Consider the following 26,880-nt stretch of genomic DNA (forward strand, 5'->3'; position numbering starts at 1 on the left):
CAAACACATTCGTTCCGCATTGCCGGTATTCGGCAGTGCCGCAGGCATCCTGGGTACCCGGATGCACCGGTGACGACCGCCGGGCCGGGGTCAACGGAGGACGGTACTCATGGCGGGTTTGCGGCCCGATCGTCGGCAGAACGTAGCGGACGAGGCCCTGATCCGATCCCTGTACGAGGAACACGGCCGCGCGATGCTCGCGTACGCGACGCAACTGACCCGCGACCGGGCCATCGCCGAGGACATCGTCCAGGAGGCCCTGGTACGCGCCTGGCGTCACCCGGACAGCCTGGTCAACGGCAAGGGATCGGTGCGGGGGTGGCTGCTCACCGTGGTACGTAACCTCATCACCGACACGGTGCGCGCCCGCATGGCGCGACCGCCCGAGGTGCCGGAGAGCCCGACGGACGTCGCCGTCGAGCGGGACCACGCCGACCAGGTGGTCAACTCGATGGTGGTGGTGGACGCCCTCAACCGCCTTTCGCAGGAGCACCGCGAGGTCCTTGAGCAGGTCTACCTACTCGGGAGTACAGTCGCGGAAGCCGCGAAAGCGCTGGGTATCCCGCCGGGAACGGTCAAGTCACGCTCCTACTACGCACTCCGGGCGCTACGCGACATCGCGGCGCACTGAACCGAGTGGAACGGTCTGCCTCATGAAATCGGACAGCTCGGTGCCGGCCGGTGAGCACGTGGACATCGGCGGCTATCTGATGGGCGAGCTCGACCAGGAGCAGCTTCGACGGGTGGAGGAGCACCTGGCGAGTTGTGCGGAGTGCCGCACCGAGGTCGAGTCACTCCAGGAGTGGAAGCACGCGCTCGAGGCCGTACCCGAGGCGATGATGCTCGACGGCCCACCGGAGGGCGGCGACCTGCTGTTGCAGCGCACCCTGCGCCAGGTCCGCAGCGAATCGTCCGGGCACCGCCAACGCCGTCGGGTGATCCTGAGCGCCGCCGCGGTGGTGGCTCTCACCGCCGCCGCCTCCGGCGGCGTCCTGCTGGGTCGCGCCACTGACGACGCACCCGACACACGCGCCCTGCCGATCCCGTCGAGCACGGTGACCGCCGCCGACCCCGCTACCCGCAACGCCAGCACGACCGACCCGGGCACCGGTGCCCGGCTCACCGTCGCGGTGACCCCGGCACCCGGCTGGGTGCGGGTCACCGCGGCGGTGTCCGGGATCCCCCGGGGGGAGCGCTGCCGTCTGCTGGTCGTCGGCACGGACGGCACCGCCGTTCTGAGTGGCAGTTGGCTGGTGTCCGAGGGCGGGGCGGCCGACGGCACCACACTGGACGGCAGCGCCCTGATCGACCCCGCTCAGATCGGCGAGGTCCGCGTGGAGAACACCGACGGCAAGGTGTACGTCACCGCGAAGCTGTAGACGAGGGGGTCCCAGCTGGGGCTGAGGGCGCTGCGGGTGGTGGGCGGTGACAGTCGGTCATCGCCATGGGGGCGGACGCTCAACAGCGGTGGCCAGCCGAGCGGCCGGCGGGCGTCCTCCGTGCCCCCGCAGCATGAGGCCGTCCTCGGCCAGGACGTCGCCGCACCGACGGTGAAGCCTCCGTCGACGCGTGGGGAACGTCGTGCCGATCCGCGCAGGACCATACGACAACGGGTGCGCCGGTCCGGCAGAAGCCGGACCGGCGCACCCGTCGGTCGGGGTCGGACGGTCAGCTGAAGCGGACCGAGACGACGGCGTTGTCGAAACCGATCGTCGCGAGGTCGGCCACGTCACCGTTGATGACCTGCACCCGGCCGGTGCAGTTCGGGCCCGCCCAGATCTTCAAGGAGCCGGGGGCCGCGACCGAGGAGGGGGCACCCGGGCGGGGCAGGTTCTGACATCCGCTGCCGGACACGCCCTGCGAGGCGCCGTTGTCACTGAAGTTGGCCTCGTCGAAGAAGACGGCACTGGTGGCGGGCGGAGCGGTCGCGTCACCGGCGTCCGGGTTGTCGTCCTGTCCGCCCTGCGGCGCGCCGGCCTTGCCGCCGGTCGGGGTCACACCGAACCACGTACCCCCGACGCCCTGGCCCAGGGTGTCGCCCCGCTTGGTGTCCTTGGCGAACCGGTACACCGGCCAGCCGCCGATGGTGACCTGGAGGGTGCCGTCGGCGCGCTTGACCGTGCCGACCGCCGACTTCCTGACCCCCGCGATGAAGACCTTGCCGCGCGGCGCGACGGTGACCGCCGGCCAGGTCTGCGCGCACTCGCCGTTGCAGGTCGAGGTAGGCGGATTGTTGCTGTCCTTGTCGAAGCGGTAGAGCGTCAACCCCGCGCCGTTCACCACCACGGGATCGAGGTCATCGGCCTTGCTCGCGGTCAACTGGACCCACCGCTGCGACGACTGACGGGCCGCCGCCGACGCGACGCCGCCGTTCGGCACCGCCCAGTCTCCGGTGTTGGGCTCCGACCTGTTCGACTTCGCGGTGCCCGAGAGCAGCGCGACGTCGCCGCCCGCCGCGCCGTCGGTGGGCGCGGTGGCCTCCCCACCGGCCGGGGCGGACGCCCTCGCCGGCGCCGGTGTCTCCGCTGTCGAACCGCACGCGGTCAACGCCATCGCGCCGGCAGTCATCAGTGCAACGAAGGGCACTACGTACTTGCGCATCATCTCGGGCCTCCCAGGTCCTATCCCGGCCCCCGCACGTCCGGCGGCCGTTCGGCATCCACACGGGTCCGCCCCGGAATCGGTTCAGCCGACGTCGGTCCCCCCGCCGGGGCGAGGTTCCCGGTGATCCGGAATGAACAGCGAGTGAGCAGGAGGTCGTTAGGGTGCAGACGCGCCGATCGACCTGTGGCCGGGTCGGCGCGATGAGAGGACGCGACCAGGTCCGACGGCAGGAGGCCGGCGCACGGGCTCCGCGTCCCGACCTGCCGCGCCGAGGCCACGGACGCCGACGGGCGGCAGGTGGGCGGTAACCCACCGTCCATCGCCCGCCGCTCGTGGCGCGCCTGCCCGAGGCGAACCCGATGCCCACGCTCGTGAAGGAGAGAAGGATGGGATCCGTAGCCGAACCGGAACTCGCTGAGGCACACATGCGTCAGCTGCTGGGCAGTCTCGGTCTGGACGTCAACTACGTCCGCGGGCAGGCCAACACCTTGTACTTCCTCGACAACGGCCAGGAGCACGCCGTGGTCGACTTCGTCGGCGGGTACGGCTCACTCATCTTCGGGCACAACCACCCGAAGCTCGTGGCGTACGCCAAGCAGCTACTCGACGCACAGGTACCCATCCACGCGCAGTTCTCCTACCACCCGTACGCCAACGAGCTGGCCACCGCCCTGAACCGGGTGCACCGCCGGGAGTTCGGCACCGCCGAGGACTACCGGGCGATCTTCGCCAACAGCGGGGCCGAGGCGGTGGAGACGGCGCTCAAACACGCCGAGATGGACCGCTCGATCCGGCTGGCGGCGCTCGGCGAGCAGATCCACAGTCACGTCGAGGAGGCTCGCGCGGCCGTCGCTGCCGGCGCCGCGGTGGTCGCCGACCAGGCGTACGACACGGTCGGGGTCACCGACCGGTCGGCGGACAGCTACGAACGCCTCGTCGAGGCGGTCCACCGGCACAACGAGCCGAAGTTCGCCCGGTCGCCGCTGTTCCTGACACTGGAGGGATCGTTCCACGGCAAGCTCGCCGGCAGCCTCCAGCTCACCCACAACTCGGCGTACCGCCTGCCCTTCCGGGCGTTGGCCGCGCAGGCCCGGTTCCTGCCCTTCGACCAGCCCGCCGCGATCGACAAGGCCCTGGACGAGGAGCGGACGTTCGTGTTCGACGTCGTGGTGCGCGACGGGGTGGTCGACGTCGTCGAGCGGGAACTACCCGTCATCGGGGGCTTCTTCGTCGAGCCCATCCAGGGCGAGGGGGGCATCCACGAGGTCGGCGTGGACATGGCGAGGGCGATCAGGGCCGCCGCCGACGCGGGTGGTTTCCCGGTCATCCTCGACGAGATCCAGAGTGGCGTCGGCCGGTCGGGAGCCTTCTTCGCCGGATCGCACATCGGGCTGACGGGCGACTACTACGTGCTGGCCAAGAGCCTCGGTGGTGGCCTGTCCAAACTGTCCGTGCTGCTGGTCCGGGACAGCCGTTACCAGCCGGACTTCGAGCTGCTGCACAGCTCCACGTTCGCCAAGGACGCGTTCTCGTGCCACATCGCCCGCGAGGTGGTGCAGATGCTGGAGGCCGACGACGGCGCGGCGTACCGGCGTGTGGTCGAACGCGGCGACCAGCTGCGGGCGATGCTCGAACGCATCCACTCCGCGTTCCCCGACGTGGTCAAGGACTGTCGTGGACGGGGCCTGATGCTGGGCCTCGAGTTCCAGGATCAGTCCACCTGCGACGACGAGATCATCGCGTCGAGCGCACGGGACGGTCTGATCGGCTACGTGCTGGCCGGATACCTGCTGCGGGAGCATCGCGTGCGCGTCTTTCCGACCGCGAGCGCGTCGCACACGTTGCGATTCGAGCCCTCCGTCGAGCTCACCGACGACGAGATCAGCCAGCTCGAGAGCGGGCTGGAGGCCGCCTGCCAGCTGTTGCACGAGCGCGCCGGGGCCAGGTTGGTCGGCGCGGCGTGAGACAGCGTGGGGTTTCCCGGGAACCGGATGGCTGAGGCGGTCCTTCGCGGGTCGATAGCGCCCGCAGGGATACGGACGCTGCCGGTGAGGCGGTTGGTGACTGCCGTCGAGTAAGGAGCTCTAGCAGTGAACACGAGGCGTTATGACTGTGGTGTAGACGCCGCGCTTGACGTCATCAACGGCAAATGGAAGACGCTGATCATCAGCGTGCTCGCCGAGGAGAGCCGCCGGTTCGGGGAGCTGAAGCGCCTCGTGCCCGGTATCAGCGACAAGGTGCTCACGCAGCACCTGCGTGATCTGGAAGCCAGATTCATCGTGCGCCGGGAGGTCCTGCACGACAGCCGGGTCAAGGTCAAGTACTCCCTGACGTCGGTCGGGACGTCGCTCAACGACGCGTTGGGCCCACTGTGCGAGTGGGGCGAACGGCTGGCCGACACCGACCAGTAGCGCGTAGTGCCCCGCCGACCGTGACCGCGCTGGTCCCCGCGGTCACGGTCGGCGGCTTGCCGCCGGAAGGGCCGCGCACACCGCCCGGTGCCCCGGCCCGGAGGTGGGGACGCGGTGGCGCCGAACGGGCGACCACCTCGGCATCGTCGCCGAGGTGATCGCCCGTTCGGCCGTTGTGGTGGCCCTGACCCTTCCCGGCCGGGCCGGGCGTGGACCCTGCTCAGGATCGTCGGGCGTCACCGGGCTCGTCCGCAGCCGCCCCGGGCGGCGGCGGGAAGTACCCGGTCTGCAGGAAGAAGTCCACGTACCTGTCGAAGAGTTCGTCGGTGACCGGCGGGCAGGTGATGCCACTGCCGGTCAGCATCCGGCTGGTCACCGTCGTGTCGATCGGCGGATAGAAGCTGTCGCTGTCGGCCGTCATCAACTGGAACGCGTCCAGCAGCGCCAGCATGGCGTTGTCCCGGTCGCGCTGCACCACGGCCAGCCAGTCGGCCGGGTCCCGAGGCTCCAGCCGGTAGCCGCGGGAGCGCAGCAGCTCCACGCACCGGGCCAGGCTGATCGACGACTCGTTGTAGAGGTGGTGGATGGCGCCCACACCGCTGTCGAGCGTGGCGAGGCGGCTGATGGCGGCGCTGACGTGGTCGACCGGGGTGAGGTGGAACTCGCCGGTGATCCGGCTCGGCACCGCGCCGGCCTGGATGAGCCCCTTGAGGCTGAGCCAGACGAAGTCACGGGTCTGACAGGCGCCCTGGAACCGGTCGCCGGCGACGAGGTCCACCCGGTACACGGTGACGGGCAGCCCGCGTTCGCCGGCGGCGGCGACCAGTTGCTCGGCCACCCACTTGCTCTGCAGATAGCCGCTGGGCAGCTCTGCCACCGGTCCGGTGGGGTCGTCGACCCGCAGCGGGCGACCGTCGGGCGCGGGGTGGGCGAACACGCCCGTGGTCGAGACGTAGTGCACCGGTACGGTGCGGTGCCGGGCGGCCAGCCGCAGAATCTCCACGGTGCCGTCCACGTTGGCCGCCCGCAGCGTCGAGTACGGGTGCAACCAGTTCACCGCCGCACCGGCGTGGTGGACGACGTCCACCCGGCGGGCCAGGTCGTCGAAGACGTCCGGGGCCAAGCCGAGCATGGGTAGGGCGAGGTCGCCCACCACGATCCGGACCCGACCCAGGTCGACCTCGTCCTGTAACCGGTACCACTCGAGGTTGGACCGCAGCCGCTTCACCGCGGCGTCGGCGTCGTCCGCGCGGACCAGGCAGTGCACCGTGGCGCGGGTGGTACGCAGCAGGTCGCGCAGCAGGAACGCGCCGACGAACCCGGTCGCCCCGGTGAGCAGGACCTCAGCCGGATCGGCGGCGACGGACACCACCTCGTCGGCGGGGCGGATGTCGTCGGGCAGAACGACCTCGACGGCGAAGTCCACCGCCGGCGCGGCCTGGACCCCGCTCTCGGCCAGGACCGCGAGCAGGTGATCGGTGAGCGCCGCGGGCGTGGGATGGTCGAACACGACGGTGGCGGGCAGCCGACCGCCGCTGAGCAGGTTGAGCCGGTTGCGCAGCTCCACCGAGGTGAGCGAGTCGAATCCCAGCTCGGGGAAGGCGCGTTCGGGATCGATGCCGCTCGGGTCGCCGAGGTTGAGCACGGCGGCCACCTCGGCCCGCAGCAGGTCCAGGGTGACCTCCCGGCGCCGGGCGGGCTCCAGGCCGGCGAGCTGGTCGGCGAGCGGCCTCCCGGCGTTCTCGTCGTTGCCCGCACGCCGCCGGTGCGACGTGCCGGCCAGCGTGGCCAGCAGCAGGGGTGCCTGGTCGGCGCGGGCGCGCAGGGCGGCCAGGTCGAGGGGGGTGGCCACGAGCGTGGGCCGCCCCGAGCCGAGGGCCAGGTCGAGGATCTCCGGACCGTCCGCCGAGGAGACCGGGCGGAAACCGGCCCGGGCGATCCGGGCGAGGTCGGCCTCGTCGAGCTGGCCGGTCATGCCGCTGGTCTGCGCCCACAGGCCCCAGGCGACCGAGGTGGCGGGAAGCCCCAGGGCCGCCCGTCGCAGCGCGAGGCCGTCGAGGAACGCGTTGGCGGCGGCGTAGTTGGCCTGCCCCGCGCCACCGATGACCCCGGCGAGCGAGGAGAACAACACGAACGCCCGCAGGTCCCGGTCACGGGTCAGTTCGTGCAGGTGCCAGGCGGCGTCGGCCTTGGGTCGCAGCACCGCCGCGATGCGTTGCGGCGTCATCGCCGCCAGAACCCCGTCGTCGAGGACGCCGGCGGCGTGTACCACCCCCCGCAGGGTGGGGATGTCCCGCAGGAGCGCCGCGAGTTCCGCCCGGTCGGCGACGTCGCAGCCGACCACCCGCGCCTCGGTGCCGGCCAGGGCCAGCTCGGCGACCAGGTCGGCGGCGCCCTCCGCCGCCATACCCCGGCGGCTGGTCAGGACGAGGCGCGGCACCCGGTGCGCGGTGGCGAGGTGCCGGGCGACCAGGGCGCCGAGCGAGCCGGTGCCGCCGGTGATGAGAACGGTGCCGTCCGTCGGCCACGGCGACGCGTCGGCGGTGGACGGGCCGGGATCGACGGGCCGCAGTCGTGGCACCGAGACCCGGCCGTCGCGCACGGCGGCCTGGGCCTCACCCGAGGCGACGACCCCTGCCACCGCGGCCCAGGACGCCGCGGTGCCGTCGACGTCGACCAGGACGAGACGCCCGGGCGACTCGGACTGCGCCGAGCGGACCAGACCCCAGACGGCCGCGGCCGCCGGGTCGGGCGCGGCGTCGGCGCCGACGGTGACGCCGCCACGGGTCACCACCACCAGTCGGCTGCCACTGAGCCGGTCGTCGGTCAACCACTGTTGGACGGTCTCGAGCACCCGGCACAGGCCGCCGAAGACCGCGCCCAGCATGTCCCCGTCCGCGGGGCTGACGCCCCACAGCGCCGCCGACGAGGCACCGGCGGCGGCCACCGACGCCACGTCGGGGTGGACCGGCAGGCCGGCGAGGGCATCCGGAAGGCTGCCGGTCCCGCCCAGGACGGACAGGTCGGCGAGGTGGACGTCCGGCACCTGGACCGGCGACCAGCCGACCTCGAAGAGGGCGTCCTGGCGGCGGTGGCGGACCCGGTCCAGTACGGCGGCGGGCAGGAGCCCGGTGGTGATCTGCCCGATGTCGGCGACCGGCCCGCCGCCCCGGTCGGTGAGCCGCGCCGAGAACGTGTCCGGGCCGGTCCTGGTGCAGACCACCCGGACCGCAGTGGCCCCGGTGGCATACGTCCGGATCCCACGCCAGTGCACGGCCACCCGAGCGCCGTCCCCCTCGGGTGCGGCGGCGACCAGCGTGGTGAGGTGCGCCACCGCGTCGAGCAGGACGGGGTGCAGCCCGTACCCGGACGCCTCCCGTTCCCAGCGCTCGGGCAGCCGGACCTCGGCGTGCACGGTGTCCCCGTCGGTCCAGGCCGCCGTCACCGCCCGCAGGGCCGGTGGGTACGCCAGTCCCTGCTGGGCGAGGGCGTCGTACCCGTCGGTGAGGTCGACCGGCACCGACCCGGTGGGGGGCCACGACGCGCGCTCCGCCTCCACGGGCAACGCCGGAGCGGCGCTCATGGTGCCGTGCGCGTACTCGGTCCAGGCGGTGTGGGCGGCGTCCGGGCGGGCGTGTGCCCGCAGCTCCCGACGACCGGCCGGATCCGGGGCGTCGACGACCACCTGGAGCTGCACCGCGCCGGTGAGGGGCAGGGGCGCCGCGGTGGTGAGGCGGTCCAGCACCGCGCAGCCGACCCGGTCCGCGGCGTGTGTAGCGAGTTCGACCAGGAGCGCGGCCGGAACGGTGCGGATGCCGTGCGTGGTGAGCTGGGCCAACCACGGGTGGGTGGCGGGGGAGACCCGGCCGGTGAAGAGGGTGGTGTCATCGCCGGCCACCGTGATCGCCGCGCCCAGCAGGGGGTGGCGGGACGGTTCGAGGCCGAGCCCGCCCGCGTCGACAGTGCCGCCACCGTCGAGCCAGTGCCGGTTGCCGGCGAACGGGTAGGTGGGCAGGTCCACCCCGCGCGCACCGGAACCGGCCAGCAGGCCCGCCCAGTCGACGGCGACGCCCTGCACGTACAGCTCGGCGGCGGAGGTCAGGAAACGGCTGAAACCGCCGTCGTCCCGGCGCAGTGTGCCGGTCACCACCCCGATGCCACCGATCCGCTGCTCCAGCACGGCCTGGATGCTCGTGGTGAGCACCGGGTGTGGGCTGATCTCGATGAACGTCCGTCGGCCCTGACCGGTCAGGGCCGTCACGACCTCCTCGAAGCGCACCACCTGCCGCAGGTTGCGGTACCAGTAGTCCGCGTCCAGGGTGGTCGGGTCGACCACGGTCCCGGTCACCGTCGAGTGCAGTGGCACGTCACCCGCGCGGGGCGTGACGTCGCGGAGGGCCGCCGACAACTCCTCCCGCACCGCCTCGACGTGCGGCGAGTGCGACGCGTAGTCGACGGGGACGCGGCGAGCCCGCACCTTGGCGTCGACCAGCTCGGCCTGGAACTCGTCCAGAGCCTCCGGGTCACCGGAGACGACAACCGACGTCGGCCCGTTGACCGCCGCCACCGACAACCGCCCCTGCCACGGGGCGAGCCGGGCCGTGACCTCGGCGGCGCCGAGTGCCACCGACATCATGCCGCCCTGTCCGGCGAGCGCCACGATGGCCCGGCTGCGCAGGGCGACCACCCGGGCCGCGTCGTCGAGGGAGAGCGCACCGGCGACGTACGCGGCGGCGATCTCCCCCTGCGAGTGGCCGACGACGGCCGCCGGGCGGACCCCCACCGACTGCCACACCCGCGCGAGGGACACCATCACCGCGAACAACACCGGTTGCACGACGTCGACGCGGTCGAGCCCGGGAGCGCCGTCCGCACCGCGCAGCACGTCGAGCAGGGACCAGTCGACGTGCGGCGCGAGGGCGGCGGCGCACTCGTCGATCCGCTCGGCGAACCCCGGATGGGTGTCCAGCAGGTCGACGGCCATGCCCACCCACTGGGAGCCCTGCCCGGGGAAGACGAAGACGACGTCGTTCGAGGGCTCGCCGGCGCGTCCCGTCACCACCTGCGCGTCGGCGGCCCCCTCGGAGAGCGCCTTCAGGCCACGGAGCAGAGCGTCCCGGTCGGTGCCGACGACGGCAGCCCGGTGCGGCAGGCCGGCCCGGGTGGCCAGGGAGTACGCCGTGTCGGTGGCGTCCAGTTCCGGGGTCGCCTCGAGGTGGGTGAGCAGTCGGTCGGCCAGCCGACGCAGCCCCTGCGGGTCGTGCGCGGACAGCGGCCACACCAGCGCGGCGGGGGCCACCGGCGTCGAGGTGCCCGGGTCGGTCTCCTCCGGGGCCTGCTCCAGGATCGCGTGCGCGTTCGTGCCGCTCACCCCGAACGACGAGACCGCCGCCCGGCGGGGCCGCTCGACGGCCGGCCAGGCGCGGGTGGTGGTGAGCAGTTCGACGGCCCCGGCGGACCAGTCGACCAGGGGGTTCGGGCGGTCGACGTGCAGGGTCTTCGGCAGCGTGGCGTGTCGCAGCGCCTGCACCATCTTGATGACACCGCCGACCCCGGCCGCGGCGACCGTGTGGCCGATGTTCGACTTCAGCGACCCGAGCCACAACGGCCGGTCGGCCGGTCGGCCCTGCCCGTACGTGGCCAGCAGGGCGTGCGCCTCGATCGGGTCACCCAGCCGGGTGCCGGTGCCGTGGGCCTCGACGGCGTCCACGTCGGAGGTGCCGAGGTGGGCCTCGGCGAGGGCCTGCCGGATCACCCGTTCCTGGGAGGGGCCGTTGGGTGCGGTGAGACCGTTGGACGCGCCGTCCTGGTTCACCGCCACGCTGCGCACCACGGCGAGAATCCGCCGTCCGTTCCGGCGGGCGTCGGAGAGCCGTTCCAGCAGCAACAGCCCCACCCCCTCCGACCAGCCGGTGCCGTCGGCGGACTCGGCGAAGGAGCGGCACCGGCCGTCGGCGGCGAGCCCGCGCTGGCGGGAGAAGTCGACGAAGCCACCCGGGTGCCCGTTGACGGTGCTGCCGCCGGCCAGCGCCAACGTCGACTCACCCGCCCGCAGCGACCGCACGGCCAGGTGCAGGGCGACCAACGACGACGAACACGCGGTGTCGAGGGTGATCGCCGGCCCCTCCAGCCCGTAGAAGTACGAGATCCGCCCGGAGGCGACGCTGTTGAGTCGCCCGGTGGTCAGGTAACCCTCCAACTCCTCCGGGCCGTCGAGGTCGAGGTAGGTCTGGCCCGCCGCGCCGACGAACACCCCGGTACGGCTGCCCTTCAGGCCAGTGGGGTCGATTCCGGCCCGTTCGAACAGTTCCCAGGAGGTCTCCAACAGCACCCGCTGCTGCGGGTCCATCGCGACGGCCTCGCGCGGTGAGATCCCGAAGAACGCCGCGTCGAAGCGGGTCGCGCCGTCGAGGAAACCGCCCTCGCGGGTGTACGACCGTCCCGGCTTGCCGGGTTCGGGGTCGTAGAGGGCATCGACGTCCCAGCCGCGATCGGTGGGCCACGGGGTGATGCCGTCTCGGCCCTCGGTGACCATTTCCCACAGATCCTCCGGCGAGCTGACGCCCCCCGGATACCGGCAGGCCATCCCGATGACCGCTATCGGTTCGGTGCGGTCCGCCTCAAGGTCGGCGAGCCGCTGACGGGTCTTCTGCAGGTCGGCCGTCGTCCATTTGAGGTAGTCCATGAGTTTCTGTTCGGTGGACATGGGATCGCGGTTCTCCTCGGTCTGCGGGCCGGCGTGGGGGTCGACCTCCGGCTCGCCGCCGGGTCAGGTCGGTCGGTTGTGTCTCCGGCACGGGTCGACGCGCATCAATGGTCGGTCGCGGCTGTCCAGCGTCGGGTCACGGGTCGGTAATCGAAACTCGCGCGGCAACCGATCGCGTCCGCGTTACTCACAAGTGAGTTGGTGGTGGAGCCGTCGGGGATAGCGTCCAGACGACCGACCCGCCGTGAGAAAGCGAGGCAGTTCGATGACGGCCATTTCCGGTGAATCCCTGTTGACCGACGACGCCAACAAACACGTCGAGCATTACGCCCAGGCGTTCAATTCCGGCGACCCGGAACTGCTCGACCGGATGTACACCGAGGACGCGGTCGCCGTCTGGGGACCGAACGAGCCGTTGACCGGGCAGGCCCGGCGGGAGTACGTGGCGGAGTTCCTCACCCGTCGCCCGGTGATGACCGCGAAGACCCGGCACGCGTACGTCACCGGCGACACCGCGCTGATGGTGGTGGACTGGAGCATCGACATGACCGGCGACGACGGCGAGCCCGAGCACCACGAGGGAGTCGGTCTGGACGTCCTGCGCCGCGGCGCGGACGGACTGTGGCGCCACGCGATCGACGACCCGTACGGCGACGTGTCCTGACCTGCGATACACCGATGGCCCCGCCGGTCGCACCGGCGGGGCCATCGTGGTGGGTGCCGGGTCAGCCGGGCATGCCGTCGGGCAGGGTGTCGGCGACGGGTCGGTCGATGGCCATCAGCCAGTTGCCGTCCGGTTGACGCCGCAGGACGTCGGTGCACGTGCCACGGACCGTGACCGGCTCACCGGACTCGTCGGTGTACCGCAGCTCGTAGTCGACGATGACCAGGGAGGTGTCGCCGGCCACGTAGTTGCGCAACACCCGGGCCTTCAGGTGCGGCCGGTTCGCGAGGATCTCGATGATCGCCGCCCGCCGCTGCTCACCCGTCAGCGGGCCACCGGACAGGTTGGAGATGGCGTCGTCGAGGTAGAGCCGGTCGAACGCGGCGCCGTCGCCGGAGTTGAAGGCCTGGATGAACGCCTCGTTCTGCTGCTCGACGTCGTCGGTGAGGACCAGTTGGTACACGTCGACGGGTTCGGTGGTGGTCATGCGGCACCTTCTCTCAGCAGGACGGGCAGCTCGCGGTGCCCGTTGGAGATGAACGACTCCAGCGGCAGCACGTGCGCCGCCGGCGTGGCCAGGGTGAGGTCGGGGAACCTGTCGAAGAGGGCGGGCAGGGCGATCGACGCCTCCAGCCGGGCCAGCGGCGCACCGAGGCAGTGGTGCACCCCGTAGCCGAAGGCGACGTGGTCACGACGGGTGTCCCGGGTGGCGTCGAAGGCGTCCGCGTCCGGCCCGTGTACCTCCGGGTCACGGCCGGCCGCGCCGAACGAGACCACGATCGGCTCACCGCGCCGGATGGTGACCGTGGGCAGCGCGATGTCCTCGACGGCGTACCGCATCGGCAGGTTGGCGAAGGGCGCCTCCAACCGTAGCGTCTCCTCGATCACGTCGGCCCAGGTCGCCGAGCCACCGCGGACGAGCGCCAACTGATCGGGCCGGGTGAGCAGGATGAAGATGGCGTGGTCCAGCAGGTTGACCGTGGTCTCGTGCCCGGCGGTGAACATCAGCAGGATCGTGTCGACCAGTTCGCGGTGGCTGAGACCGGGCCCGCCGTCGTCGTCGTGCACCGAGATCAGGGCGGTGGTGAGGTCGTCCGCGGGACTGGCCCGACGGTGCTCGACCAACTCGTCCAGGGCCGCGTACATGGCGTGCTCGTAGCTCTTGGCCTCCTCGGCGGTGGCGGCGGTGTTGAGCATGCCGCTGACCGCCACCAGCAGCCGGTCCCGCAGGTGGTCGGGCATTCCGAGCAGGTCGGAGATGACCCGCACCGGCAGCGGGTGGGCGAACTGCGCGCGCAGGTCGACGGGTCCGTCGTGTGGGTCTGCGTCGATCTGGTCGAGCAGGTCGGCGACGACGGACTCGATGCGGGGCTGCAGGGCGAGCGTCCGACGGGCGGTGAACGCGCGGGCGACCAGCCGCCGCAGCCGGGTGTGCTCGGCCCCGTACGCGGTGATCATGTTGCGGTCCGAGACCCACATGGCCAGCGGCCACGTGCGGGCCAGCTCACCCTCGCCGTTCTCCCAGGCCGGCCAGTGGCGGTAGGTGTCGCGCGACACCCGTGGGTCGGTGAGCAACTGCCGGGTCAGCTCATAACCGGTCACCCACCACGCCTGCACCCCGCCCGGCAACACCACGCGGGCGATGGGACCACGGGCCCGCAGCCGCTCGGCCTCGCCGTGGATGTCCGGGCCGGACGGGTCGATGGCGTACGGCTCGAGGTCGGCGGTCGGTTCCATCGCGGCCGTCACGACGTACCCATCAGGCGCTCGCCGTCGGCGGCGCGCAGCAGCGCGCAGATGTCGCGCAGGCCGCTGTCGATCTGGTCGATCTCGGCGTCGGAGAGGAAGATCGACGGCTCGAACCGGAACGTGTTCATCGCGCTGGCGGTCTGGAACAGGCGCAGCCGGTGGGTGCGCAGGGCGTACCCGGCGACGGCGAAGCCGAAGAAGCCCTCCTGCGCGGTCTGGGCGATCTGCGCGGAGGGCGACGAGGACTGGTCGCGGAACTCGAACCCCAGCATCAGGCCCTCGCCGCGCACGTCCAGCACCACGTCGTCGAAATCGCCGCGCACCTTCTCCAACCGGGACTTCAGCGCCGCGCCGCGCTCGGCAGCCATCCGGTACGCGGCGCCACCGTCAGCCTCCAGCAGCTCCACCACCTTCAGGGCGACGTGGCAGGAGAACGCGTCCTTGGCGAACGTCGACGAGTGCGCCAGCTCGAAGTCGCGCTGGTAACGCTCGCCGCGGACGAGCATCACCGACGACTTGGCGATGCCCCCGCCGAGGCTCTTGGCCAGCAGGTAGTAGTCCCCGCGCAGCCCGATCCGGGAGCTGGCCAGGAACGCCCCGGAGCGGCCCATCCCGCTCTGGATCTCGTCCATGATCAGCGGGGCGCCCGTCTCCTCGCACACCCGGGAGATCTCCGCGCCGAACTCCGCCGGCAACACCCGGATGCCCGCCTCACCCTGGATCGGCTCGACGAAGAAGCCACCGAACACCGGCAGCGCACGCTCGACGCCGGTGACGGCGTCGCCGTCGACGGTGAGGACGGTCAGGCTGCGGCTCTCCTGCTCGACGATCGCCCGGAGCCCTGCGACGTCACCGACCGCGACGAACCGGCAGCGCGCCGCCAGGCGAGTGAACGGGGTGCGGTAGCCCTCGTTGTGGGTCAACTGGATGCTGCCCACGAGCTTGCCGTGGAATCCGCCCTCCAGCGCGAGGAACACCGGCGCCCGGCCGGTCAGGTCGGCGGTGCGGGTGGTCACCGCGTCCGCGACGGCGTCGAAGCCCGCCGTCGCCGGCAGACCCAGGGCGGCGAACACCTCGGGGGCCACCGTCGCGCCCCGCCCGACGGCCGCGCGGGCGGCGGCGACCCCGGCCTCCACCTCGCTGACCAGCTCCGCCAGCCGGGCACCCCGCTCCATCTCGGCGTGCTTGATGGAGATCTCCACCGACTCCGCGCCGCTGTTGCCGAAGATCGCCCAGTACGGCTCGGAGGACCCCGTCTCCCGGGCGATGATCCGGTTCAGCACCGCGGCGAGGTCGTTGGCGTAGGAGTGCCGGGAGAACTGAGCGTGCACCGGCACCTGTGAATCCAGCAGCTCCTTCGCGCGCGCCACCACCTCCGGGTGGTGGTGGCCCAGGATCAGCGACCCGAAACCGCATGCCAGGTCCAGGACCGGCACCTCGTTGCCCGCCGCGTCCTGGTAGAACAGCGTGTTGCCGGACGCGCGGAGGTACTCCACGTCCAGCCCGACCGTCCCGAGCACCTCCCGCAGGTAGGGCTCCGCCAACTCCAGTTCTGCCACCGACGAACCCACCATGACCTCCATCACGAGCCGACAACCGGAAACAGCACCTAGCCTCGCAACCACCGGTAACCGGACGCCCATCAGCGCGTTGCGCGCCCCGGCGGGAGGCGGAGCCGGTCGTTACCGGCCGCAGATCACGCCGGTGGGCGGCCCGGAACCCCGGACCGCCCACCGTTCGTGATCGACTCAGCGGCGCATCTCGAGCACCTGACGCGCGGCGCGCAGCCCGGACTCGATCGCCCCGTCGACGAATCCGTTCCATGCTGTCGCGGTGTCACCGCTGGCGAACGCGATCCGCCCGTACGGCTGCTGGATCGCCGGTAGCTGTGCCAGCAGTTGCTTCGGGCGGCGCAGCGCCCACGCCCCGCGGGAGTACCGGTCGCGGCCCCAGTCCTGCGACCGCAGGTCCCACACCTCGATGCCGGGGACCATCTGGCGCAACACCGCCTGGATCTGGGCGCGGTTGGTGAAGTCCAGGGAACGGTCCTCGCTGAACCCGATGATGAGCTGGTGGCCGTCACCGAGATCGGTGTGCGTGAACAACGAGGAGATGGGGAAGCCCTCCGCGGCCTGCGCCGAGACACGCCCCCGGTCGGTGCGGGCGTGCACCCAGAACTTCACGCTGTCGGGCACCCCCACACCCTGCAGGCTGGCATCGGTGTGCACCTTCGGCAGACCCGGGCTGAACTGGATCGTGCGCCACACGTTGACGGGCACCGCCACGACGACGGCCGGTGCCGTCAAGGTTCCCCGCGAGGTGGTGACGTAGACGCAGCGACCGCTGACCGTCACCCCCCGCACCGGTGTGTTCAGCATCAGCTCACCGTCGGTGTCGTCGAGCATCGCCTGTAGCAGGCCGCCCATCCCGACGGCGGGACTGAAGCCCAGGAGGCCGTACCAGCCGTCGATGTTCCCACCGCCGAGACGCCACCACTGGGCCAACGCGGTCAGCCCGCCCAGCGCGCTCGAACCGCCGGAGTAGGACGCGGTGGTTCCGTTGATCCAGTTCTCGTCCGCCGGGGCCAGCGCGAGCTGGTCCAGGCGGTCCCGCAACGACAGGTGATCCACGCCCCGGATCAGGTCGGCGCGGTAGAGCGGATCGGTCGGCCGCTCCAGGTAACTCTCCGAGCCGGCGAAGAGGCGACCCAGCAACTCGGACTGCCGGGTGTACACCTCGGCCGGATCGACCTCGGCGAGCCCGTTGCCGGACGGGAATATGACGGTCTCGGCAGCCGGATCGGTCACCGTGGAGATGCCGTAGCGGGCGAGTTCACTGTGGAAGAGCTGCTGCCGGTCGGAGATCCACTGGCAGCCCAGTTCGATGCGTCGGCCCAGGAAGGTGTCGGTCCAGGTGCGTCCGCCGATCCGGTCGCGGGCCTCGACCAGCAACGGTCGCAGGCCGTTCGCGGACAGCTCCCGGGCGGCGGTGACTCCGGCGAAGCCCGCGCCGATGACGATGACGTCGGCTTCGGCGTTTCGGGGACGGGCCCCCGCCGCGGCGGCCGGGTGAAGCGCGGCCGACGTGGCCAGGGCGCTCAGACCGGTCGCCTTGAGCAGGGACCTGCGGTCCATTGTCATAGTGCTCCTTTTTATGGGTAGAGGGGAAAACGCACGGCACACGACAACGGCTGCGGAGTCCCACCCCCCGGGGGTGGGACTCCGCAGCAGCGTGTGACCGGACGCGACTCAGAGCAACGGGGTGTCCGGGTCCAGACCGAGCAGGACCCGCCCGTGCACCTCGAGATTCGTCGACAACAGCAGCAGGCCGTGCAGGGACAGACCCTGGATGTCACGGTGGAACCGCTGGATGGGAACGTCGCGTTGGATGGCGGTGGCGCCGCTGGCGGAGTAGAGGATCTCCACCGCCTCCTTGGCCAGTTGGATGGCGTAGGCGCTCTGCCCCCGAACGGTGGCCTTCTCCTCGTCCGTGGGCTGCTCGCCGGCGTCGGCGCGGGTCTGCAACTGCCGCAGCCAGCCGGCCTGCAACCCCTCGGCCGCGGAGATCTTGTTGGCCGCGGTGGCGACCTGGATCTGGGTCAACGGATGCTGTGACTGGTCGGTCCAGGACGTGTAGGTGATACCCCGCCCCTTGACCCGCTGCAGGAACAGCTCCAGCGCCCCCTTCGCGATCCCGATGCAGGTGGCCACCGCGGCGGCGGTGACGTAGGTGAACAGGCCGTAGCGGCGGCCCGGCGTCTCCGGCGCGGTACGCCCCGCCGTGGTGTTGAGCACGGCGTCCTCGTAGGAGACGACCCGGTGGGCGGGCACGAACACCCCCTTCGCCGTGGAGGTGCAGCTGCCGGTGCCGGCGGCGGCGGAGGTGTACCAGTCGTCGACGACGGTGAACTCCGCCATCGGCACGATGGCGACCACCTCGTCGCTGGTGCCGTCGGGCAGCTCCCGGATGGCCGAGGCGATGTTCCAGTCGGCGCCGCGGCACCCGGAGTTGAACCGCCAGCTTCCGTTGAGCACGTAGCCGCCGTCGGTGGCGGTGACCGTGCCGGTCGGGGTGAAACCGCCGGAGATCTTCACCGATCCGGAGGCGAAGACCTCGGACTGGGCCTCGTCCGGGTAGAGGGTTGCCAACCAGGCGCTGGACACCCACACCATCGACACCCAGCCGGTGGACGGGCAGCCCCGACCGATCTCGGTCAGCACCGCCACCTGGTCGGCCAACGAGACGTCCAGGCCGCCGAAGCGGCGGGGCACGGCGAGCCGGAACACGCCGGCCTTGTCGAGCAGCTCGACGTTCTCGTCCGGAATCCAGCGCCGGTCCTCCGTCTCCCGGCCGTTGTCCCGAAGCCTCGGCACGATGTCGCGTACGGCATCCATCACCGCGCTGAGCTCGGTGTCCGTCGTCGCCATTCCGCCTCCCCTACGCTGTCGGCGCCGTCGGCCGACGCGCCGAGCCGAACGTACCGATGGGGATGTCAGTGGCTGGGAATCGCACGGTAAGCCGGCGGTAACGCCGGCTGGTCCGTGACCAGTGCCATCGCCTCCTCGGGGCTCAGCCGGCGGCCGCGAGCCAGTGCGGTGGCACGCTCCTCGACGGTGAGCGCGGCGCTGATGGCGATGTCGATCCGGTCGACGTCGCCGCTCTCGGCCGGTGGCAGCGGCACGCCCGTCGACTCGCGGGCCGCGCTGGCCGCACCGAGCAACGTCGCCGCCGGCTCATATCGGCCGGCGAGGGCCTCGGCGCCGGCGAGGCCCTCCAGCGCCAGGGCCAGGGCCCGCGGATCACCGACGTGCTGGGCTGCGGCGAACCCGGCCAGGTGCAGCTCCCGCGCGGCCTCGGCGTCACCGCGCTGCTCGGCGACGAAGCCCAGCTCGGCAAGGATGAGGGTGTTGCCCGGCTCGAAGTCGACCTGCCGGTTCCACTCCAGCACCGTACGCAGTTGCTCCTCGGCGAGGTCGAGCTTGCCGGCCCGACGGGCACCCAGCGCAAGACCGATACGGGCGTATATCTCACCGGGCTTGAAGCTCTGGTCGGTGGACAGCCGCAACGCCCGCTCGTGCAGCTCCTCCGCCCGGTCGAGCGCCCCGGTCAACAGCGAGATGCGCCCCAGGCCGGACAGCCGGTCCGAGGCCTCCGTCCAGAGTCCGAGATCCTCGGCGATGGCCAGGCCGTCGCGGTGCAAGCGGGCCGCCCGGTCGTAGTCGCCGGTGATCTCGGCCAGCGCCGCCAGCGGATACACGGTCTGGAGCTGCCCCCACCGGTCGCCGAGCTCGGCGAAGAGTTCGGCGCTGCGGGCGCCGTCGCGACGCAGGGCAGCGAGGTCACCGCGGGCCAGCGCCTGCTTGACGCGTTCGCTGAGGGTGGCGGCCACCCCCCACCGGTCCCCGGTGGACCGGAACCCGGCGAGGGCCTGGTTGACCAGCTCCTCGCTGGTGACCAGGTCACCGGTGACGTAGAGGGCGAGACCGAGGAACCAGCGGGCGCGGGCGAGGCCGTGCGGGTCGTCGACGCCGTCGTAGGCGCGCAGGGCCGCGAGGCTGTGCCCGGCCCGATCGGCCACGTCGCCCGCGAGCAGGGTGATGCCGGCGTTCCAGGTGAGGGCGCGGGCCCGGTCGGCGGCGGGGGCGCTACCCCCGAGACTCAACGCGCCGGCCAGGACGCGGCCGGCCTCCTGTAGCCGGCCGCGCAGGAACCAGTACCAGGCCATCCCGTTGGCCAGCCGCAACGCCCGGTCGGCGGCGCCGTCGTGGACCGCCCGGTCGAACGCCCGGCGGATGTTCGTGCTCTCCAGGTCCAGTCGCTCCAGCCACTGTCGCTGGTCGCGCCCCCGCAACTGGCCGTCGGCCTGCTCGACGAGGTCGATGTAGTACAGCTGGTAGCGCTCGTGGACGCGGTCGTCCTCGTCGGCCTGGCGGAGCCGCTCGGCGCAGTACGCCGCCACCGACTCCAACAGCCGGTAGCGCACCCCGTCGGGGTTGTCGACGACGACCACCAGGGACCGGTCCACCAACCTGGCCAGCAGGTCGAGCACGTCCTCCCGGGGCACCGCGGCACCGGCGCAGACACGCTCGACAGCGGCGAGGGTGCCACTGTCGGCGAAGACCGCGAGGCGGCGCAGCAACGCCCGCTCGGCACCGGTCAGCAGCCCCCAACTCCAATCGATCATGGAGCGGAGGGTCTGTTGCCGCGGCGGAGCACCCCGGTGCCCGGTGGCGAGCAGCCGGAAGCGGTCGTCCAGGCGTGTGACGAGCTCGTGCACGCCGAGGGCGCGTACCCGGGTCGCCGCCAGCTCCAGGGCCAACGGGATGCCGTCGAGCCGCTTGCAGAGGACGGCGACGGCGCGCGCGTTCGCGGCGGTCAGGGTGAAGCCCGGTGCCGCCGCGGCCGCCCGGATGACGAACAGTTCGACGGCGCTGGACCGGCGAAGGGACTCGGTGTCCAGCCCGGCGGTCAGGTCCGGCAGCTCCAGCGGAGGCACCTTCCACACCACCTCGCCGAGCAGACCGATCGGCTCCTGACTGGTGGCCAGGACCCGCAGCCGCGGCACGGTGCGCAGCAACTGTTCGACGAGCCGGGCGACGTCGTCGACGATGTGTTCGCAGTTGTCGAGCACCAGCAGGATGTCGCGCGCGTGCAGCGCGCCGGTGAGCCGGGCCCCGACCTCGACGGGGCGGCCGGCCGGGACGAACCCGCCGGCCGCGTCCTCCCGGATGCTCAGCGCGGCCATCACGGCGCCGGCGAGAGCCGCCGTGCCGTCGGACTGCTCGGAGCGGCCCAGGGCAGCCAGCTCGACCAGCCAGGCCCCGTCGGCGAACCGGGTGGTGAGACGTGTGGCGATCTCCACGGCGAGTCGGGTCTTGCCCACGCCCCCCGAACCGACCAGGGTGACCAGTCGGTTGGCCCCCAGCAGCGCGGTGACCTCCTCGACCGCCGACTCCCGACCGACCAGCTCGGTGATGGCGGCGGGCAGGTTGGTACGCGCCCGCCCGGTCACCGCCTCGGTGTCGACCTGCAGGCTGTCGTCCTGGCGCAGGATCGCCTGGTGCAGACCGGCCAGCGTGGGCCCGGGGTCCACGCCGAGCTCGTCGTGCAGACGCAGGCGCAGATCGCTGGCGCTGGCCAGGGCCTCGCTCTGCCGGCCGGCGAGGTAGAGGGCCCGCATGTGCACCGCCCGCAGCCGTTCCCGCAGGGGATGCCGGGTGACGAGGTCACCCAGTTCCGCCGCGAGCGGGGTGTGCTCGCCCTGCATGAGTCGGGCCTCGGCGCTCTCCTCGATGGCGGCCAGTCGCAGCTCCTCGAGCCGGCCCACATCGGCCCGGGCGAACGGGGCGTCGGCGAAGTCGGCCACCGCCGGCCCGCGCCACAGGTCCAGCGCCTCGGTGAACAACGACAGACGGTCCGCCAGCTCCTCGGTGCTCCGGGCGCGCGCGGTCAGGGCGGTGAAGACACCGATGTCGACGGCCTGCGGGTCGACGTCGAGCCGGTAACCGGCGGGCTCGAACACGACCAGGGCGCGGGCGCCGGGCTCGGCGACGTCCAGGGCCCGACGAAGCCGGGACACCTTGGCCTGTAGGGCTCCGGTGGGATCGTTGGGCGGTCGGGCCTCCCACAGATCCTCCACGAGACGGTCGACCGACACCGGCCGCCCCTCGTGCAGCAGCAGGTTCACGAGCAGGGCACGCACCTTGACGCCCGGGATGGTGACCGGCTGATGGTCCTCCGTCCACACCCTCAGCGGACCGAGAACCTCGAATCGCATGATGGCAAAGATAACGCGTTGCAACGAGGTCAGTCGACACTGGTGACGGCGGAGCGGTCAGTGGACGGTCAGCGGATGGGCACCAGGCGGACAGCGGACCGGGCGACGATGGCTGCTGGTGCCCGGTCACCTCGGGCGCGACCGCACCCCACCGGAAGGGATGGGACAGATGGAGACGAGCTCACTGGCCGAATCGAGCCGGCGCGCCGGACCGCGGGAATGGATCGGTCTGGCCGTGCTCGCCCTGCCCACGATCCTGTTGTCCCTCGACGCCACGGTGCTGTATCTGGCCACCCCGCACCTGGGGGCGGACCTTCGCCCGGACGGCAACCAACTGCTCTGGATCGTCGACATCTACGGCTTCATGATCGCCGGTTTCCTTCTGACCATGGGTTCGCTGGGGGACCGCATGGGGCGGCGTCGGCTGCTCATGATCGGCGCCGCCGCGTTCGCGGCGGCCTCCGTCCTGGCGGCGTACGCGCCCACCCCGGAGGTGCTGATCGCCGCCCGGGCGCTGCTGGGCATCGCCGGGGCGACGTTGATGCCGTCCACCTTGGCGCTGATCAGCAACATGTTCCACCAGCCGCAACAGCGTGGCATGGCCATCGGGCTCTGGGTGGCCTGCTTCTCCGTCGGCATCGCGATCGGTCCGATCGCCGGTGGCCTGCTGTTGGAGTCGTTCTGGTGGGGGTCGGTGTTCCTGCTCGGCGTGCCGGTGATGGTGCTGCTGCTGGTGACCGCGCCGGCCCTGCTGCCCGAGTACCGCGACCCGCAGGCGGGCCGGTTGGACCTGGTGAGCGTCCTGCTGTCACTGGGTGCCGTCCTGCCGTTCGTGTACGCCGTCAAGGAGTTCGCCAAGGACGGCTTCGGCCTGCTTCCCCTCATCGCGCTGGCGATCGGGGTCGTCCTCGGCATCGTCTTCGCGCAGCGCCAGAACCGCCTGGCCGACCCGCTGCTGGACCTGCGCCTGTTCCGGGAGCGGTCCTTCAACGCGGCGCTGGCCATCCTGCTGCTCGGCCTCGGCATCATGGGCGGGGTCTACCTCTTCGTCACCCAGTACCTCCAGCTCATCGAGGGCCTGTCGCCGATGGTCGCCGGCCTGTGGCTGCTGCCCGCGGCGCTGGCCCTGATCGTGGCCTCGTCGGTGACCCCGCTGATCGCGCGGCGGGTCTCGCCCGGCTATGTGGTCGCCGGGGCGCTGGCGCTGTCCGGGCTCGGCTACCTGATGATCAGCCAGGTGGGCACCTCCTCCGGTCTGCCACTGCTCGTCGCCGGGTTCGTCCTGGTGTACGTGGGCACCAGCCCGACGATGGTGCTCGGCACCGACCTCGTCGTCGGCGCCGCCCCACCGGAGAAGGCCGGCTCGGCGGCGGCCATGTCGGAGAGCGCCATGGAGTTCGGCATCGCGTTCGGCGTGGCGGTGCTCGGCGTGGTCGGCACCACCGTCTATCGGAACGAGATGACCGGGCCCGCGCCCGCCGAGGTGCCGCCGGCGGCGTACGACGCGGCACGGGAGAGCGTGGTGGCGGCGCAGGGTGAGGCGGCCACGTTGGCGGAGGGCGCCGCCACGGCGTTGCTGCAACCGGCCCGGGAAGCCTTCGTGGCCGGCATGAACCTGGTCGGCTGGCTCAGCTTCGCCGCAGTCGCCGTGCTGGCGGTGATCGCGGTGGTGATGCTGCGGCATGTCCCACCGACCGGGGCGGACGGTGCCACGGCGGACGCCGCCGACGGGCCCACCGGTGCGACGGCGGCCGAGGCCGCCGGCACAGCCGTGGACCGGTCGCACGACGAGGGGCTGGCTCCGGCATGACCGAGCAGCCCTATCCCGCCGAGCTGACCGCGGCGCTCAACGTGATCGGTGGCAAGTGGAAGGTGCCGATCCTCTGCGAGCTGCGGCGCTCCAGCCGCCGCTTCGGTGAGCTGCGGCGTCTCATCCCCGGGGTCAGCGAGAAGGTCCTCATCCAGCAACTCCGCGAGATGGAGGCGGACGGGGTCGTCAGCCGGGAGATCTTCGACGAGGTGCCGCCACGGGTGGAGTACTCACTCACCGGGTACGGATCGAGCCTGAGCGAGGCTCTGCGTCCCCTCGCCGTGTGGGGAGCGGCGCACCAGCGCCGGGTGGCCTGGGCCCTGGAGGCGTCCGGGGTGGAGGCCCGGCAGCCCCGCCGGCACCGTCTCCCGGTGCCACCGGCGGTGCGGCGTACCCGCAAGGTGCGCCGGCCGGGCGCGGACCATCTCGGCTCGGCCGGCCTCGTGCCACGGATCGCCTGACCGGCTCCCGGCCGGCTGCGGGCTCCCGTCCCGGGCAGGGCGGAACCACCGGTAGGGGTACCAACCCAGGGGTAAGTGCGCACCTCGAAGTCAGTACTTGATCACTTTTGTCCCCCCACGGGATACTTCAGGGGGATGCCCGCACGACGTCTCGGACTCGTTTCCGGACCGGCAGTACATCGTCAGTGGTGCTCGGAAAGTTAGGAATGAACTCGTGAACAAATACGCAGGCAAGAAGGCCGTCATCACCGGCGGAACCATCGGCATGGGCCTCGCCATCGCCCGCGCGCTGCGCGACGGGGGCGCCGAGGTCCTGCTGACCGGTCGCAACGAGAAGAACCTCGCCGAGGCTCGGGCCGATCTCGGTGACGGCGTGCACGTGGTGCAGTCGGACACCTCCGTCCTCGCCGACATCACGGCGCTCGCCGAGACCGTCAGCGAGAAGCTCGGCGAGATCGACTACCTCTTCGTCAACGCCGGGATCTCCGAGCTGGCCCCGTTCGACCACGTGACCGAGGAGTCCTACGACCGGCAGTTCGCGGTGAACGCCAAGGGGGCGTTCTTCACCGTGCAGCGGCTGGCGCCGGTCATCCGCCAGGGCGGGGCCGTGGTGTTCACCACCTCGATCGCCAACGTGATGGGCACCCCGAGCATGACTGTCTACTCGGCGACCAAGGCCGCCCTACGGTCGATGTCGCAGGGCTTCGCCGCCGAACTGCTTCCCAAGGGCATCCGGGTCAACGCCATCAGCCCCGGCTTCGTCAAGACCCCCACCATGGGGTCGGCGGGCCTGTCGCCCGAGGAGTTGGCGGCCTTCGAGAAGGAGGGCAACGAGCTGACCCCGATGGGCCGCATCGGCACCCCGGAGGAGGTGGCCACCGCCGCGCTGTTCCTCGCCGCCGACGCCACCTTCACCACCGGTGTGGAACTCGCCGTCGACGGTGGACTCGCCCAGGGAATCACCGCCGAGCACTGACCGCTCGCCCCGCAATCCTGGCCCCAGCGCTCCCTCCCCCCGGGAGCGCTGGGGCCATCCCACCCCTGACGGCCGTATGGGAGCGACGATGGACGGACAGACCTTCGACTACGTCATCGTGGGTGCCGGGTCGGCCGGTTGCGTTCTCGCGGCCCGGCTCTCCGCCGACCCGTCGGTGCGGGTGGCCCTGGTGGAGGCGGGGCCGGCCGACACCGATCCGGAGATCCGGATCCCGATGTCCGCACTGCGGCTCCTCGGCTCGGACCACGACTGGGGATACAACACCGTCGGCCAGCCGCACCTCGGTGGTCGGCACATCTACTGGCCACGGGGCAAGACCCTCGGCGGCTCGTCGTCGGTCAACTTCCAGATGTGGGTCCCCGGGCACCGCGCCGACTACGACGGCTGGGCCGGGGCGACCGACCAGCGGTGGAGCTGGGAGGGTGTCCAGCCGTACTTCCGCCGGGCCGAGCGGTGGGGCGGCGCGCCCCAGCACGGGTCGACCTACGGCACCGACGGCCCGCTGTGGATCTCGCCACCGCGCGACCCGGACCCGACCACCACGCGGTTCCTGGCGGCCTGTGAGGAACTGGGCCTGCGGGAGCTGCCCGACGGCCTCGGCGGTCCCGACCACACCGGTTACGCGGTGACGCCACTCAACCAGCACGACGGTGCCCGGTGGAGCGCGGCCGACGGCTACCTGCGACCCGCGGAGGACCGGCCGAACCTCACCATCCTGACCGGACGGCTGGTGCATCGGGTCTGCTTCGCCGACGGGCGGGCGGTCGGCATCGAGTACGCCGGTGGACGCCTGCTCGCGCGGCGCGCGGTGGTCCTCAGCGCCGGCGCGATCGGCTCACCGCAGATCCTGATGCTGTCCGGCATCGGTCCGGCCGCGGATCTGCGCGAGCTGGGCATCACGCCGTACGTCGACAGTGCCGGTGTGGGAGCCAACCTGCACGACCACGTGGCCGTCGACGTGAGCCACCACGCAGCCGGGCCGGTGCGCCTGCTCGACGCGTACGCGGAGGAGAGCCTGCGCGCCTACCACGAGCGACGGTTGGGCCCGCTGACCTCCAACATGGCCGAGGCGGTGGCCTTCTTCGGCAGCCACGACGGATGTCCCGCTCCGGACCTGGAACTCATCTGGGTGCCGATGGCCTTCACCGACGACGGTGACGAGGCCGCCGGGCTGACGCTCTCGGTGGTCCTGCTGCAGCCGCAGAGCCGAGGGCGGGTCACCCTGGCCGACGCGGACCCCACGAGCCCGCCGCAGATCGACCCGGCCTACCTCTCCGCCGAGCCGGACGTGACCACGCTGGTCGCCGGCGTGCGCTTCGCCGACCGGGTGTTCGGCACCGCCGCGCTGCGGGGCCTGGTCTCCGGTCCGATGGGGCCGTGGCAGGGCGAGCTGAGCGACGAGGTGCTGACGGCGACGGTACGCGAGCGCGCGGCCACCATGTTCCATCCCGTCGGCACCTGCCGAATGGGTCGGTCCGATGATCCCACCGCGGTGGTCGGCCCCGACCTGAAGGTGCACGGCGTGGAGAGTCTGTACGTGGCCGACGGCTCGGTCATTCCGCAGATCCCCCGGGGTCACACGCACGCGACCGCCGTCATGATCGGAGAGCGCGCCGCGGACCTGCTCCGGCGGGCATGACCGACCGCGCGGGCTGACTCCTGCCCGCAGGGGCCGCGGCGGCACACCCCGGCCGCCCGGCC

Annotated in this window: 16 protein-coding genes and 1 pseudogene; 9 read left to right on the plus strand and 8 right to left on the minus strand. The window is 71.9% G+C overall.

Annotated features, from left to right (window positions below):
• Positions 1–157: 157 nt before the first annotated feature.
• Both GA0070612_RS17355 and GA0070612_RS17360 read left to right on the plus strand, forming a co-directional pair.
• Entirely contained in the window at positions 158–631 is a 474-nt protein-coding gene (locus GA0070612_RS17355) for a sigma-70 family RNA polymerase sigma factor (protein WP_231924651.1), read from the plus strand.
• A 22-nt stretch (positions 632–653) separates the two neighbouring features.
• Complete coding sequence (locus tag GA0070612_RS17360; protein WP_088988847.1) at positions 654–1,379, plus strand: anti-sigma factor family protein; 726 nt, start codon at positions 654–656, stop codon at positions 1,377–1,379.
• 289 nt (positions 1,380–1,668) lie between these two features.
• On the opposite strand, the gene GA0070612_RS17365 is transcribed toward GA0070612_RS17360, so the two are convergent.
• A complete protein-coding gene (locus tag GA0070612_RS17365; RefSeq protein WP_231924218.1) occupies positions 1,669–2,568 on the minus strand; it encodes a hypothetical protein in 900 nt (299 codons plus the stop codon).
• Positions 2,569–2,990: 422 nt separating this feature from the next.
• Here GA0070612_RS17365 and GA0070612_RS17370 point away from each other — a divergent pair, with 422 nt between their 5' ends.
• Positions 2,991–4,568 (plus strand): aspartate aminotransferase family protein, encoded by a 1,578-nt coding sequence (locus GA0070612_RS17370; RefSeq protein WP_088988849.1) that lies wholly within the window; start codon positions 2,991–2,993, stop codon positions 4,566–4,568.
• A gap of 126 nt (positions 4,569–4,694) precedes the next feature.
• Complete coding sequence (locus GA0070612_RS17375; protein ID WP_088988850.1) at positions 4,695–5,015, plus strand: winged helix-turn-helix transcriptional regulator; 321 nt, start codon at positions 4,695–4,697, stop codon at positions 5,013–5,015.
• A 220-nt stretch (positions 5,016–5,235) separates the two neighbouring features.
• Here the strand turns inward: GA0070612_RS17375 and GA0070612_RS17380 are convergent.
• Positions 5,236–11,715 (minus strand): annotated as a pseudogene (locus GA0070612_RS17380) (thioester reductase domain-containing protein); the annotation flags it as partial.
• 271 nt (positions 11,716–11,986) lie between these two features.
• Between GA0070612_RS17380 and GA0070612_RS17385 the strand changes: the two are divergent.
• Entirely contained in the window at positions 11,987–12,385 is a 399-nt protein-coding gene (locus GA0070612_RS17385; protein ID WP_088988852.1) for a YybH family protein, read from the plus strand.
• A 61-nt stretch (positions 12,386–12,446) separates the two neighbouring features.
• Here GA0070612_RS17385 and GA0070612_RS17390 read toward each other — a convergent pair whose 3' ends face one another.
• The 6 genes from GA0070612_RS17390 to GA0070612_RS17415 all read right to left on the minus strand — a co-directional run bounded on the left by GA0070612_RS17390 (position 12,447) and on the right by GA0070612_RS17415 (position 21,911).
• Complete coding sequence (locus GA0070612_RS17390) at positions 12,447–12,872, minus strand: YybH family protein (protein WP_088988853.1); 426 nt, start codon at positions 12,870–12,872, stop codon at positions 12,447–12,449.
• The gene (locus tag GA0070612_RS17395; RefSeq protein ID WP_231924219.1) at positions 12,869–14,134 is read right to left on the minus strand and encodes a cytochrome P450 family protein; all 1,266 of its coding nucleotides are present in this window, start codon (positions 14,132–14,134) and stop codon (positions 12,869–12,871) included. Before GA0070612_RS17395 ends, GA0070612_RS17390 begins: the two co-directional genes overlap by 4 nt.
• On the minus strand, positions 14,131–15,693 hold the full coding sequence (locus GA0070612_RS17400) for an aspartate aminotransferase family protein (RefSeq protein ID WP_231924220.1): 1,563 nt from the start codon (positions 15,691–15,693) through the stop codon (positions 14,131–14,133). Before GA0070612_RS17400 ends, GA0070612_RS17395 begins: the two co-directional genes overlap by 4 nt.
• Before the next feature lie 189 nt (positions 15,694–15,882).
• Positions 15,883–17,268: a flavin monoamine oxidase family protein gene (locus tag GA0070612_RS17405; protein WP_088988854.1), complete on the minus strand. Its 1,386-nt coding sequence runs from the start codon at positions 17,266–17,268 to the stop codon at positions 15,883–15,885.
• 114 nt (positions 17,269–17,382) lie between these two features.
• Positions 17,383–18,561 (minus strand): acyl-CoA dehydrogenase family protein, encoded by a 1,179-nt coding sequence (locus GA0070612_RS17410; protein ID WP_088988855.1) that lies wholly within the window; start codon positions 18,559–18,561, stop codon positions 17,383–17,385.
• A 65-nt stretch (positions 18,562–18,626) separates the two neighbouring features.
• Complete coding sequence (locus GA0070612_RS17415; protein WP_088988856.1) at positions 18,627–21,911, minus strand: BTAD domain-containing putative transcriptional regulator; 3,285 nt, start codon at positions 21,909–21,911, stop codon at positions 18,627–18,629.
• A 169-nt stretch (positions 21,912–22,080) separates the two neighbouring features.
• Between GA0070612_RS17415 and GA0070612_RS17420 the strand changes: the two genes are divergently transcribed.
• From GA0070612_RS17420 to GA0070612_RS17435, 4 genes are all read left to right on the plus strand, one after another.
• Positions 22,081–23,721, plus strand: coding sequence for an MFS transporter (locus GA0070612_RS17420; protein ID WP_088988857.1), 1,641 nt, complete (start codon positions 22,081–22,083; stop codon positions 23,719–23,721).
• Complete coding sequence (locus tag GA0070612_RS17425; protein WP_088988858.1) at positions 23,718–24,182, plus strand: winged helix-turn-helix transcriptional regulator; 465 nt, start codon at positions 23,718–23,720, stop codon at positions 24,180–24,182. Before GA0070612_RS17420 ends, GA0070612_RS17425 begins: the two co-directional genes overlap by 4 nt.
• Before the next feature lie 214 nt (positions 24,183–24,396).
• Positions 24,397–25,158 (plus strand): SDR family oxidoreductase, encoded by a 762-nt coding sequence (locus GA0070612_RS17430; RefSeq protein ID WP_088988859.1) that lies wholly within the window; start codon positions 24,397–24,399, stop codon positions 25,156–25,158.
• A gap of 88 nt (positions 25,159–25,246) precedes the next feature.
• Positions 25,247–26,818 (plus strand): GMC family oxidoreductase, encoded by a 1,572-nt coding sequence (locus GA0070612_RS17435; RefSeq protein ID WP_088991569.1) that lies wholly within the window; start codon positions 25,247–25,249, stop codon positions 26,816–26,818.
• The last annotated feature ends 62 nt before the right edge of the window (positions 26,819–26,880 follow it).

Source organism: Micromonospora chokoriensis, from assembly GCF_900091505.1.
Taxonomy (GTDB): Bacteria; Actinomycetota; Actinomycetes; order Mycobacteriales; family Micromonosporaceae; genus Micromonospora; species Micromonospora chokoriensis.